Source organism: Bradyrhizobium sp. 6(2017) (assembly GCF_011058295.2).
GTDB classification, from domain to species: domain Bacteria; phylum Pseudomonadota; class Alphaproteobacteria; order Rhizobiales; family Xanthobacteraceae; genus Bradyrhizobium; species Bradyrhizobium septentrionale.
Genome location: NZ_CP049289.2, coordinates 2,553,293 through 2,566,454 on the forward strand (window position 1 = coordinate 2,553,293; position 13,162 = coordinate 2,566,454).

13 protein-coding genes are annotated in these 13,162 nt (G+C 61.8%); 11 read left to right on the plus strand and 2 right to left on the minus strand.

The features are described 5' to 3' along the window. Positions 1-69 precede the first annotated feature (69 nt). From G6P99_RS12150 to ccoS, 9 genes are all read left to right on the plus strand, one after another. Positions 70-567, plus strand: a complete 498-nt coding sequence (locus tag G6P99_RS12150; protein WP_156928632.1) for a hypothetical protein — start codon at positions 70-72, stop codon at positions 565-567. A 26-nt stretch (positions 568-593) separates the two neighbouring features. Beyond that, positions 594-2,216, plus strand: a complete 1,623-nt coding sequence (gene ccoN, locus G6P99_RS12155) for a cytochrome-c oxidase, cbb3-type subunit I (protein ID WP_029081501.1) — start codon at positions 594-596, stop codon at positions 2,214-2,216. An 8-nt stretch (positions 2,217-2,224) separates the two neighbouring features. Then, positions 2,225-2,959 (plus strand): cytochrome-c oxidase, cbb3-type subunit II, encoded by a 735-nt coding sequence (gene ccoO / locus G6P99_RS12160; protein ID WP_029081500.1) that lies wholly within the window; start codon positions 2,225-2,227, stop codon positions 2,957-2,959. A 10-nt stretch (positions 2,960-2,969) separates the two neighbouring features. Next, positions 2,970-3,134 (plus strand): cbb3-type cytochrome c oxidase subunit 3, encoded by a 165-nt coding sequence (locus G6P99_RS12165; RefSeq protein WP_029081499.1) that lies wholly within the window; start codon positions 2,970-2,972, stop codon positions 3,132-3,134. A gap of 6 nt (positions 3,135-3,140) precedes the next feature. Beyond that, entirely contained in the window at positions 3,141-4,013 is an 873-nt protein-coding gene (ccoP, locus tag G6P99_RS12170; RefSeq protein WP_165128267.1) for a cytochrome-c oxidase, cbb3-type subunit III, read from the plus strand. 94 nt (positions 4,014-4,107) lie between these two features. Further along, positions 4,108-5,565 (plus strand): cytochrome c oxidase accessory protein CcoG, encoded by a 1,458-nt coding sequence (gene ccoG, locus G6P99_RS12175; protein ID WP_029081497.1) that lies wholly within the window; start codon positions 4,108-4,110, stop codon positions 5,563-5,565. A gap of 16 nt (positions 5,566-5,581) precedes the next feature. After that, positions 5,582-6,082 carry a FixH family protein gene (locus G6P99_RS12180; RefSeq protein ID WP_165128269.1) on the plus strand — a complete coding sequence of 167 codons (501 nt, stop codon included), beginning with the start codon at positions 5,582-5,584 and terminating at the stop codon, positions 6,080-6,082. Between the two features lie 11 nt (positions 6,083-6,093). After that, positions 6,094-8,280, plus strand: coding sequence for a heavy metal translocating P-type ATPase (locus tag G6P99_RS12185; RefSeq protein WP_029081495.1), 2,187 nt, complete (start codon positions 6,094-6,096; stop codon positions 8,278-8,280). Next, on the plus strand, positions 8,280-8,447 hold the full coding sequence (gene ccoS / locus G6P99_RS12190) for a cbb3-type cytochrome oxidase assembly protein CcoS (RefSeq protein WP_165128271.1): 168 nt from the start codon (positions 8,280-8,282) through the stop codon (positions 8,445-8,447). Before G6P99_RS12185 ends, ccoS begins: the two co-directional genes overlap by 1 nt. Positions 8,448-8,606: 159 nt before the next feature. Here ccoS and G6P99_RS12195 read toward each other — a convergent pair whose 3' ends face one another. Then, complete coding sequence (locus G6P99_RS12195) at positions 8,607-9,182, minus strand: hypothetical protein (RefSeq protein WP_334262004.1); 576 nt, start codon at positions 9,180-9,182, stop codon at positions 8,607-8,609. 1,082 nt (positions 9,183-10,264) lie between these two features. Then, positions 10,265-10,450: a helix-turn-helix domain-containing protein gene (locus tag G6P99_RS12200; RefSeq protein ID WP_165128273.1), complete on the minus strand. Its 186-nt coding sequence runs from the start codon at positions 10,448-10,450 to the stop codon at positions 10,265-10,267. 10 nt (positions 10,451-10,460) lie between these two features. On the opposite strand from G6P99_RS12200, the gene G6P99_RS12205 reads away from it, so the two are divergent. Both G6P99_RS12205 and G6P99_RS12210 read left to right on the plus strand, forming a co-directional pair. Next, a complete protein-coding gene (locus tag G6P99_RS12205) occupies positions 10,461-10,610 on the plus strand; it encodes a BA14K family protein (RefSeq protein WP_246709863.1) in 150 nt (49 codons plus the stop codon). A gap of 290 nt (positions 10,611-10,900) precedes the next feature. Beyond that, positions 10,901-13,162: a calcium-binding protein gene (locus tag G6P99_RS12210; protein ID WP_029081492.1), complete on the plus strand. Its 2,262-nt coding sequence runs from the start codon at positions 10,901-10,903 to the stop codon at positions 13,160-13,162.

The following is a 13,162-nucleotide window of genomic DNA, read 5'->3' on the forward strand; positions in this document are numbered from 1 at the left end:
TGACGAAGATCAAATCGGCAATCGCGACCGTCCGCTAGAGGTTACGGAAAGCAAAAAGGGGTGTGGGCGATGACCGATCGATCAGCTGGCAATAACTCGCCGCAATTCGAGAACCTTCTCGCCCGCCTCCGAGCATTTCTTGCTCGCCGGCACGAATTCGATCTGATGACTCCTCGGGAGGTCGATGAGATCGCCCACGAGCTCAATCTTTCCACATCGGACCTTCGAACGCTGGCTCGCGGCCGGGGTTCGCCTGAATTGCTGAGTAAGCGTCTCAAACATGCAGGTTTGTCGGCAGAGGCGCTCGCTACGTCTCACAGTGATGTGCTGCGTGATCTGCGGCGGGTGTGTGGCCTGTGCCAAGAGAAGAAGCGCTGCACTACCGACCTCGCGCGGGATAAGCGAGCCAGTCCGGCCAGGTACTGTCCGAACGAATTGACACTCACCGCGCTGAGCCGCGGTGCCAGGGGCGCGCGACCTGGCGCAGGAATTGATGCCGATCAAGCGGCTGTCAGCGAGATCGTGGTTTCCATGACGTCATCGCATCCAGGGAAAGCTTCCACATGACAAGTCCATCCTCCGTTTCAAAGTCGATGACGATGGGCGAAGCCGGCCTGGCGTCCGCGCTCGCGGTATTTGCCTTCGTTTGCTTTCTCGGCGCAGCGATGGGGCACGATCCGGCATTCAGTTTTCACGCGGCGCTTGCTTGCGCGGCCAGCCTGATCTCCGTGGTCGTGATCGGCAATCGCTATCTGGACCGCCCGGCTGCATTGCCTCCGGCGGAGATCGGTGGGCGCCCCAATTACAATCTCGGCCCGATCAAGTTCGCTTCGGCGATGGCAATGTTCTGGGGTATTGCGGGCTTCACCGTGGGTCTGATCATCGCCATGCAGCTGGCCTGGCCCGCGCTCAACTTCGATCTGCCCTGGACGACATTCGGCCGTCTGCGGCCGCTGCATACGTCTGCGGTAATTTTTGCATTCGGCGGCAATGTCCTGATCGCGACCTCGTTCTATGTCGTGCAGAAGACCTGCCGCACGCGCCTTGCGGGCGACCTCGCGCCCTGGTTCGTCGTGGTCGGCTACAACTTCTTCATTCTGATCGCCGGCACCGGCTATCTGTTGGGCGTCACCCAGTCGAAGGAATACGCCGAACCGGAGTGGTATGCCGACTTCTGGCTGACGATTGTCTGGGTGACGTATCTGCTCGTGTTCCTGATGACGCTGGTGAAGCGCAAGGAGCCGCACATCTTCGTCGCCAACTGGTTCTATCTGGCGTTCATCGTCACGATCGCGGTGCTCCATCTCGGCAATAACGCCGCGCTTCCGGTCTCCTTCCTCGGCTCGAAGTCCTACGTTGCCTGGGGCGGTGTGCAGGATGCCATGTTCCAGTGGTGGTATGGCCACAACGCTGTCGGCTTCTTCCTGACTGCCGGCTTCCTAGCGATCATGTACTACTTCATTCCGAAGCGGGCGGAGCGTCCGGTCTATTCTTACCGGCTTTCGATCATCCATTTCTGGGCGCTGATCTTCCTCTACATCTGGGCTGGCCCGCATCACTTGCACTACACGGCGCTGCCGGACTGGGCGCAAACCCTTGGTATGACATTCTCGATCATGCTCTGGATGCCTTCCTGGGGAGGCATGATCAACGGCCTGATGACGCTGTCGGGAGCCTGGGACAAGCTGCGCACCGATCCCGTGCTGCGCATGATGGTGGTGTCGGTCGCCTTCTACGGCATGTCGACCTTCGAAGGCCCGATGATGTCGATCAAGGTGGTCAATTCGCTGAGCCACTACACTGACTGGACCATCGGTCACGTGCATTCGGGAGCGCTGGGATGGGTCGGCTTCGTCTCCTTCGGCGCGCTTTACTGCCTCGTCCCATGGCTCTGGAATCGCCAGCTCTATAGCCTGAAGCTCGTCAACTGGCACTTCTGGATATCGACTATCGGCATTGTGCTCTACATTTCCGCAATGTGGGTGTCGGGGATCCTGCAAGGCTTGATGTGGCGTGCCTACACTTCGCTCGGCTTCTTCGAATACTCCTTCATCGAGTCGGTCGAGGCCATGCATCCCTTCTACATCATCCGCGCGGCTGGCGGCGCGCTGTTTCTGGTCGGCGCCCTGATCATGGCCTTCAATCTCTGGATGACGGTCAATGCTGGCCGAGCCAGCGAAACCGAGGGCGCCGGTGCTCTCCAGCCTGCCGAATAGGTTGAGATATGTCTCTCTGGAATCGACACAAGATCGTTGAGAAGAACTCGATCATCCTGATCGCCGGCATTCTCGTGGTCATTGCCATCGGCGGACTGGTCGAGATCACGCCGCTGTTCTACCTGAAGAGCACGATCGAGGCGGTCGACGGCGTGCGGCCTTATACGCCGCTCGAGCTCGCCGGCCGCAACATCTATGTCCGCGAGGGCTGTTACCTCTGCCACTCGCAGATGATCCGGCCGCTGCGCGACGAGGTTGAGCGCTACGGCCACTATTCGCTGGCCGCCGAGAGCATGTACGACCACCCGTTCCAGTGGGGTTCCAAGCGCACCGGACCGGACCTAGCGCGCGTCGGCGGCAAGTACTCCGACGACTGGCACGTCACGCACCTGATCAATCCACGCTCAATCGTCCCGCAATCGGTGATGCCCGGATACCCGGCGCTCGCCAGGACGGAGCTCGATCCGTCCGACGCCATGGCTCATCTGCGGACCAACCGCGCGGTCGGCGTGCCCTATACCGACGAGCAGATCGCCAACGCGGCCGCCGATCTGAAAGCACAGGTCGACCCCGACAGCCCCGGCTCCGACGCGCTCCAGAAGCGCTATCCGAAGGCGGTGGTCCGTAACTTCGACAGCAAGGCCGGTAATCCGACCGAGCTCGACGCGCTGATCGCCTACCTGCAGATGCTCGGCACGCTCGTCGACTTCAAGCTCTACAACGAAAAAGCCAATCTGCGCTGAGGGCACGAGCATGAAAGCGATCATTCAAGTCGAGAATTTCGCGTCGAGCCTGGTCGGCTCACTCTGGACGCCCATCTTCGTCGGAATATTCGTTGCCATCGTGGTCTACGCGCTGTGGCCCCGCAACAAATCTCTCTTCGATGCTGCAGCCCGAATGCCGCTGCGGGAGGACTGACCGATCATGAGCGACCACAACGAAATCGACCGCGTTTCCGGCCGCAGCACGACTGGTCACGAGTGGGACGGCATCAAGGAGCTGAATACGCCGCTGCCGCGGTGGTGGGTCCTGACATTCTACGCAACGATTATCTGGGCGATCGGTTACTGGGTCGTCTACCCGGCCTGGCCGCTGGTCTCCGGCTACACCACCGGTCTGTTCCAGTATTCCGCCCGCGCCGGTGTCGCGACCGACCTTGCGGATATCGAGAAGCTGCGCGGCGAGAAGATGGCGGTGCTCGGCAACGCGTTGCTTTCCGACATCGAGAAAGATCCGGCCCTGCTGGCGCTAGCTCGTGCTCGTGGCAAGACCGTATTCGCCGACAATTGCGCGCCGTGCCACGGCAGCGGCGGCGCGGGTGCAAAGGGCTATCCGAACCTGAACGACGACGACTGGCTGTGGGGCGGTTCGCTTGACCAGATCATGCAGACAATCCAGTTCGGTGCACGTTCCGGACACGCAAAGACTCACGAAGGGCAGATGCTGGCATTCGGCCGCGACGGCGTCCTCAAGAAGGACGAGATCGTGACCGTCGCCAACTATGTGCGCTCGCTTTCCGGCCTTTCCACCGCGCCGAGGTTCGACGCCGTCGCAGGGAAGAAGCTGTTCACCGAAAACTGCGCCAGCTGCCATGGCGACAACGCCAAGGGCAACCCTGAGCTCGGCGCGCCGAACCTGACCGACCAGATCTGGCTTTATGGCTCCGACGAGGAGACGCTGGTCGAGACCATCACCAATGGCCGCGCCGGCGTCATGCCGGCCTGGGTCGGCCGCCTCGACCCGGTCACAGTCAAGGCGTTGGCGGTCTATGTGCACTCGCTCGGCGGCGGCAAGTAGCCGCCACCGCGAGGGGACCGGGATCATTGACCGAGGTCAAACCCGGACATGTTGCGGGGATGTAGGTTTCAACCGAGCCTCACTTGAGCAACCCATGAACAAGCCCGTGTCGCCTGATGAACTCATAACCGACGAAGACGGGCCGCTCTACGCGCCCCGCAAGAAGGTATATCCGCAGAGCGTCTCAGGCCGATTCCGCTCGATCAAATGGCGGTTGATGGCCGTCTGTCTCGGCGTCTACTATCTGCTGCCGTTCGTGCGCTGGCATCGGGGCCTCGGCGCGCCCGACCAGGCGGTCCTGATCGATTTTCCAAACCGACGCTTCTATTTCTTCTTCATCGAGCTGTGGCCGCAAGAAATCTACTATTTCACTGGCCTTTTGGTGCTGGCGGCGCTCGCCTTGTTCCTGATGAACGCGCTGGGTGGGCGGATCTGGTGCGGCTATCTCTGCCCGCAGACGGTCTGGACGGATCTGTTCTATGCGGTCGAGCGGCTAGTCGAAGGTGATCGCCGCGCGCAAATGAAGGCCGACGCTGGCCCAATGACCGTAAAGCGAGCCGGTCGCCGTGCGTTGAAGCACGCGATCTGGCTCATGATCGCGTGGTGGACTGGTGGCGCCTGGGTGCTCTACTTCGCCGATGCGCCGACGCTGGTGCGCGACCTTGCGACTTTTCAGGCCCCAGTGATCGCCTATGTCTGGATCGCGATGCTGACCGCGTCGACCTATCTGCTGGCCGGCTATATGCGCGAGCAGGTCTGCGTCTATATGTGCCCGTGGCCGCGGATACAGGCCGCGCTGACCGACGAGTGGGCCCTCATCGTCACATACAAATACGATCGCGGCGAACCGCGTTGCTCGGTCAAGAAGGCGTTCGACATTCGGTCGCTCGGCGAGAAGGCCGGCGATTGCATCGATTGCAACCAGTGCGTTGCCGTGTGCCCGACTGGGATCGACATTCGCGATGGCGCGCAGCTTGGCTGCATCCAGTGCGGCCTGTGCATTGATGCCTGTGATGCTGTCATGACCAAGATCAGTCGCAAGACGGGTCTGATCGGATACGACAACGATATCAACGTTCAGCGCCGCGTTGCCGGCAAGCAGGAGATTTTCAAGCCTGTTCGCGCCCGTACCGTTGTCTACGCCAGCCTGATCACCGTCGTCTGTGCTGTGATGCTTTACGCGTTGATGTCGCGAACCCTGCTCGACGTCAACGTGCTGCACGACCGCAATCCGATTGCGGTGCGTCTTAGTGACGGCGCGATCCGCAATGGATACACACTGCGTTTCCTCAACAAGCGCGGCTTTGATCGCGTGATCGCGATCGATGTCGAAGGGCCAGCCAACGCGAAGCTGCACGTCATCGGTGCGGACTCCGTGACGCCAGACCGGCCGATGATCGTCCTTGGCCGCGACACCACCACCGAGCTTCGCGTGCTGGTGACGGCGGCGTTCGATGAAAAGGCGGAAAAGTCGGTGCCGGTCACGTTCCGCGTCACTGATATCGGTCTCGGAGAGGTCGCCTCCGCGACCGACCACTTCGTCCTTCCCTAACCACGGACATCCCGCCATGCCAGCCTCTCGTCCAGCCGCGCGACCCGTCACCGGACGTTTCGTCTTGGTCACGACGATCGCATTCTTCGCCGTCGTCATCAGCGTGAATATGGTCATGATGCGCCTTGCCATTTCGACTCTTCCGGGCACAGAGGTCGACAGCGCCTACAGTGCCAGTCTCGCTTATCAACGCGAGATCGATTCGGCCAGGCAGCAGAACGAGCGCGACTGGCGGGTCCAGGCCCATATCGATCGGCGGCCTGACGGCAGCGCTGCAATTGCACTCGAGGCGCGCGACCACGCCGGCGCGCCGCTCACGGGGATGAGTTTCCTCGCCTGGCTCGAACGGCCGATCGATCGTCGCGCCGACCGGGCAATCGAGATTGGCGAGGCCGGGGGTGGGAGCTATAGCGGCCGCGCCGAAGGCGTCGCGGCAGGGCAGTGGGACCTCGTAATCGAGGCCGACGCCGATGGCCGGCGCATGTTCCTGTCGAAGAACCGAATCCTGCTGAACTGAAGGTGCATCCTATGCAGGCGGATATCGATTTCTCTCACTATCTGAAGAGCGCGGGCACCGGGCTCATCCATCTCGATCTCGCAGTCGAGGGCATCAATTGCGCGGGCTGCATGGCCAAGATCGAGCGCAATCTGTCAGCCATACCGGACGTCACCTCGGCCCGCGTGAACTTGACGGACAGTCGCCTTGCGCTGGAATGGAAGGCGGGTGCTCTTGAACCGGCGCTGTTCGTAAGTCGGCTCGCGGAGCTCGGCTACAAGGCCTATCCCTTCGAGCGCGATGATGCCGAAACCCTGGAGGCTCGACGTGCGCAAGGCCTGTTGCGCCGGCTGGGCGTCGCGGCCTTTGCCGCCATGAACGTCATGATGCTGTCGGTCCCGGTATGGTCCGGCAACGTCTCCGACATGCTGCCGGAGCAGCGTGATTTCTTCCACTGGCTGTCGGCGCTGATCGTGCTGCCGGCCGCAGCCTATTCGGCGCAGCCTTTCTTCTCGTCGGCGTTGTCAGCCCTGCGAGCGCGCGGCGTCAACATGGACGTTCCGATCAGTATCGGCATCATCCTGGCGCTTGCAACCTCGGTTATCGAGACCGTAAACCACGCCGAACATGCCTATTTCGATGCCGCGATCATGCTGATCGCTTTCCTGCTCGCTGGCCGCTACCTCGACCAGAACATGCGGCGGCGTACCCGTGCCTTTGCCGGCAACCTGTACGCCCTCAAGGCGGAGACCGCGACGAAGTTCATCAGTCCGACCGAGATCAGAACGGTCCCAGTAGCTGCGATCCGGCCCGGCGACATCGTGCTGCTGCGGCCCGGCGAGCGCTGTTCGGTCGATGGCGAAGTGATCGAGGGCCGCTCGGAGGTCGACCAGAGCCTGATCACGGGCGAAACCTTGCCGGCGATGGTGACGCCTGGCAGCGCTATATTCGCGGGCACACTGATCCGTTCCGGAACATTGCGCGTCCGTGTGTCGGCCGCCTCGGGTGGTACGCTGCTGGATGAGATATCTCAGCTGCTCGATCGCGCGCTCCAGGCGCGCTCGCGCTATCTTCGACTTGCGGAGCGTGCATCAAGGCTCTATGCCCCGGTGGTGCACGCGACCGCGTTGACCACGATGCTGGGCTGGCTGGCATATGGCGCGAGCTTTCATGATTCGATCGTGACAGCGATTGCAGTCCTGATCATCACCTGTCCCTGCGCATTGGGGCTTGCCATTCCTGCCGTGCAGACGATTGCATCCGGTGCGCTGTTTGGCTCTGGCGTGCTGCTCAACGCTGGCGACGCGATCGAGCGTATCGCCGAGATCGACCGGGTGATCTTCGACAAGACGGGCACGTTGACGCTACCCGAGCTTGATGTCGTCAATCTCGCGGAAATCCCGGACGATGTCGTGAAGCTGGCAGGCCGTTTGGCACTCTCGAGCCGTCATCCGGTCGCTGCCGCGGTCGCGCGCAAGGCGGGTGCGGCCGCACCCCTGCCGGACATCCAGGAAGAACCAGGCCAGGGCGTCCACGGTTTTCACGAAGGTCGTCCGATCCGGCTGGGCCGGCCGTCATTCTGCGGCGCGAACGACCTCGCCAACGAGCTTCTGTGCCGCGATCCCGAGGCGTCCGTCGTCGCATTCAGGTCTGGCGAGTGCAGATATGCCTTCGCGGTTCGGCAGCGGTTGCGGCCGGACGCGGCTGAGGTGGTGGCAGCGCTGGCGCGCCTGGGCATCGTCGTCGAGATCGTGTCTGGGGATCGCGAACCTGCGGTCCGGCTGGCAGCCGAGGTGCTCGGCGTGCACGAATGGCGCGCCGAGGTGTCTCCGGTCGACAAGATCGACCGGATCGACGAACTGGTGCGCCAGGGCTGCAAGGTACTGATGGTCGGCGACGGCCTGAACGATGCGCCAGCGCTGGCTGCCGCGCACGCCTCGATGTCGCCCGTTACGGCGACCCACATGAGCCAGGCTGTCGCCGATGCGGTCTTTCTCGGCGAACGTCTCGCGCCAGTGCTGACAGCTGTCAAGGTGTCCCGCAAGGCGCTGCGGTTGATGCGCCAAAATCTCTGGCTCGCCGTGATCTACAACGTGCTGGCCGTGCCGATCGCGATCGTCGGTCTGGTCACGCCACTGATTGCCGCGGCGGCGATGTCGGGCTCCTCGGTGATCGTGATGCTGAACGCGCTGAGGGCACGAACGACGGAGACAGTCTGATGGAAATTCTGGTCTTTCTGGTGCCGCTGGCTCTCGCACTTGGCTTTGCCGGCCTGCTCGGCTTCCTCTGGTCACTCAAAAGCGGCCAGTACGACGATCTCGACGGTGCAGCCTGGCGCGCCATCGCCGACGATGAGCCCGCGAACGGTCAAGGCCGATCCAAATAATGAAAAATATACAAATGAAACCCCCGCGGCGATGGTCATTGCCGTTGAGGCTAGGTAGCGCCAGCACCAATGTCCAGTCCGGCCGCCGCGATTGCGGCACCCGAGACCGCAGGAGCAGGACCGAGACCAGCCGGTTGATAGCACTAAACCGCGCCATCGTCAGCAGCAGCACATCGGTGGCACGTCGGGCCGCAAATAGCGCCAATGTGTCGGCAACGCCGTGACGGGTTGCATCGTGATGGCGTCGAGCCATCCGTGGGCGAGCCTGACGCAGGGGAAGCCTAGCGGATGTTGCTGGTCATCGATCACGGCGAACTCGACCGCGCAGCCGAACGGCGCTGACGCGATGGGTGAACCGGCGAAACCATGAGGTGAATGCTCGGCGCATGCGATGCGGATCGTTCGGTTAGCGATGGCCTGATCGTCCCACATTGTGAAATCGGCACATTGATGTCGCTCAAACTTGCGGCCGCCATCGCATACCATTGGCTGGTAGCCGGGACCGTGGGTTCCACTTGCTGAACTGAACAGCAGCCTGTCCATCAGGTTGACTGACACTCTCTCCGCCATATCAACCTCATGCAACGAGTTTAGAATCTCCCGTCCAATCAATCGCGAAATAGCGGGTTTCGCGATGTAGCGGACCACTGACTCGAACCCCCGATGGCGCGCAGTGCGGTTGTCGCGGGATGGCCCGGTACGCTCTTCGCGAGACACCCATTCTGACGATGCCATCACCTAGCTCGGATGGTTACCCCCAGGTCGAGCTAAAGCGCCCCATGAGGGTAGCGCTCCTTGAGCGTGTGTGCGCCTCCGTCGACGCTGCGGTGGCCGATGCTCTGAAGAGGTCGAAAGCTCCATTCGTCGATTTGCGGCTCTGGCGGCTCGGCTCTTACAGAGTCAGGCTGCCCTTGATCCAAGAGGTTAGATTAGTGGAAAGATGGTCTCGCCATTTGGAAAGGTCAGCTAAGTTATTGAACTTGCTAGAGGTGAATTCGGCCGTTTTTCCAAACGGGCGTTGAAATCGTTGGACAATCAATCTCATTTTGATTCCGCAATTCTGAGTCTAGTCCGTCCCGCCTCGGCGAGTTCGGAAGTGCCGAGTTTGTTGCGAAAACACCAACGTTCGGGCCGAGCTTGGGGCCCGTTTGGAAAGGCGCTGTGGATCTGCTTCTGCCGCCCGGTGGGTGAGGTCACTCCGAACCCAGCAAGGCACTTGCCAGGCTTCCGAAGTCTCAATGTCGACGAGCTCCGTTCACTTTGCGATACGCCGCAACAAAATCGCAATGAATTGGGTGAAACGACCGTGAACAAAACGGGACGGAAGAGGCTGCCACAACAAGAAAAATCAACAACTTAGAAAAATGTTCACTGCGTTCGGGACGCAGGGGTCGCAGGTTCGAATCCTGCCACTCCGACCATTCTTCCAAGCACTTATAGTTTCTGTGTTTTTCGCGTGCAACGAAATGCGCGATGATTTGGGGCGCGGCAGCCATGTCCGCCGATTTCCGAACCCAAGTCCTGGAGGTCGGCCAGTCGCAAGACAGAGCCGCTACGATCTTGCGCCGCTCGGAACCAGACGCGGCGCAATTGGGTAGCGCAAGGGAAACGGCCCCTGGCGCGACGTTGCGCGGGACATCGCCAAGCACCACACGTCCTCCCTTGGACCTTGAGCTGATTTTCGGCCGGCATCAAAGCACGAATACCTCGCGGCGAGTAGTGCTCAACTTCAAGCGTTTGTCCCCGCCCGGCGAGCAAGTCCATTTCTAGCGTCGGCCGCACGGCCACCGGAACTGCCGTGCGCAACCGAAGCGCTTCTAGCCGCAGAACCCGCGCGCCCGCCGGACCGTATCGGACGGATACTGGCCGAACGCGGACCGGTACGACGCTGCAAAGCGGCCCATGTGGGTAAAGCCCCACTTCAGTGCGACCTCGCTGATCGGAAGCAGGTTCTCCGGTCGCGACAGCTCATCATGGATCGCTTCAAGCCGAACTGGCCTCATCGGCGGCGTCATCGCGGCCGGTGCAGCCAACGCCGCCGCGCAGCAGGAAGCCGCTGCGGCCCAGCAGCACGCGCCTTCTTGCGCGCAACGCTATCGCTCGTACGATCCGGCGTCGAACACGTTCGCGGCAAAGGACGGCCGGCGGTATCTCTGCCAGTAAGTGTTTCGGATATAGCCGCGGCTGTATCCGCTGTGGGGCTGCGGTGTGACAACCGCAGCCCTTTTGATTGCCAGGGTGATTGCCAAGGCTCGCGCGCACTTTACGTTGGTCGATCGGCCCTTGCCATGGGCGTCAATCCCCGTCGGACAAGTCACGAAACCAACCAGACACTGACGGTCACGCCGAGTTCGCCTGCGGGGTCGCCCTAGATGTAAAGATCGTAATGAATCGAACCGCTCGCCCACGGAGGCCAACACACCTGCATTGGCAACCGGTCCGAGCATACGATCATGACAAACTACAATTACTACAAGATCGATATTCCCGGCGGGTACGGCAGCAACGGCTTTGTCTATATCAGCATCGATGGTGTCGATGCCTCGGGGCTTGCGGTCGGTAACGTCGGCGATATGGACGGCGATTGGCACGGCATTACCGCCGCCCATAACGGTTCGGTCACCCTCTACGATCCCCCGGCATCGAGCAACCAGACTGATGTTGTCGGTGTCACGTCGTCCGGCGAGCTTTATGGCGATTTCACCGACTGGTCGAACATACAACACGGCTTTATCGAGAGTGGCGGCGTCACGACGACTATCGACCTTCCCTTTGCCGCCACCACCGTTATCTCGGGCATCACCGCAGCTGGCGAGCTATTCGGCAGCTATGTCGGCACGTTCACCGGCGTTCACGGATTCCTCGACGACAACGGCTCGTTCGAGACGATCGACGATCCCCTGGCAACGTCAACGTCGGTATTCGGCGTCAATGCATCAGGCGTCATCGTCGGAACGATCACGGATGCCAGCGGGACGCATGCCTTCTTCAACAACAACGGCACCTTCACCGCGCTCTATCCGCCCGGATCCTATTCGAGCAGCGCAGTCGGCGTCACCGCCTCCGGCGAGGTGGTGGGCACCTATGAGACCAGCTCCAACGCCCAATACGGGTTCGTCTACAATAACGGTGCTTACACAACGATAGCCGGCCCCGGCTCGACCTATACTTCCATTTCTTATGTCGGCGACAACGGCGAGATCGCCGGCTATTACGCCGAAGCCAGCGGCCATCTGGATGGTTTCCTGGATCAGGGCGGGGTCTTCACGACCGTCGATGTCCCGGGCGCCACCGACACCGAAATCCTCGGGGTCAACGCCGCCGGCGAGATCTATGGCGACTACAATGATTCCACCGGTCAGCACGGCTTCGTCGGCATTCCAGGACCGCAAGTCGTTGCCTCCAATGTGACCGCGACCCACGGCGAGACGTTTGCGATGTCGAGCCTGTTGAGCGCCAGCGATCCGACCGGCGCGGGGATCACGGAATATGTGGTGTACGACACCGGCAGCGGCGGCGCGCAGATTCTCGTGAACGGAATTGCGCAGCCGAGCCAGACCGATCTCTATCTGACGCCGGCGCAACTCGCGCAGACCACGTACCGATCCGGCTCCGGCCCCGATGTGATCTGGGTCGAGGCTTCTAATGGCTCGGAGTGGAGCCCTTGGACGATCTTTCAGGTCTCGGCTCCGGTCGATACCGGGCCGGTGGTGACGGTCTCGAACCTGGCCTGGACGTCCGGCGAGACCTTCGCCGCAACATCGCTGTTCTCCTACAGCGACCCGTTCGGCAGCCCGGCCACCGAGTATGAGGTATGGAACGCGGCGACCAATGACGGGGAGTTCGAGCTCAATGGCACACCACTGCCTGCGAACCAGGACAACATCGTCACGCCGGCGCAGCTTTCGCAACTGAGCTATGTCGCGGACTCATCCAGCGACATCGTGTGGGTGCGCGCCAATGACGGCACCGTCTGGGGGCCGTGGACGCAGGCCGGCGGCAACGCCAACGACGTCTTCTACGCAGGATCGGCCAGCGACCTCGTCGAGGCCGGCAACGGCAACGACACCTTCTATGGCGGCTCCGGCAATTCGACGATGTATGGCGGCACGGGCAACGACGTCTATGTCGGCGGCAGCGGCGAGAGCCTCGAGGTCGGCCGCGGGACCGCAACATCGCTGGACTATTTCTATCTTTCCAGCGCCGCGGGTTCGGAGGCCTTCGGCGGGCCTGCCGGCGAAGACGTCTTCGTCGCGGGCCCGAACGGCTCGGTGATGATCGGCGAAGGCGCCACCAACTTCATGTACGGCGCCGCGGGCGGCAACAACTACTTCTACGGCGGTTCCGGCGATAGCGAGTTCTTCGGCGGCAGCGGCGTCGACGTCATGATCGGCGACTCCGGCCGGGACTATTTCGATGGCGGCACCGGCGTGAATTACTACTTCGGCGGCGCCGGCGGTGGTCCGGGCAGCGGCATCGGCGTCGACACGTTCAACATCAGCCAGGGCGGCATCGACGTCGTGCAGGACTGGACCGAAGGCAAGGACACCGTGCAGTTGAACGGCTCGGGCTTTCACTCCTTCTCCGACGTCCTGTCGCATTCGTACCAGAACGGCGCCTATTTCGTGGTTCAGGTCGATGCCGACACGGCGGTGTGGCTGAACGGAGCGACCGCCGCGACCGTGACGGCAAGCGATTTCAGGATCGGGAGCTAA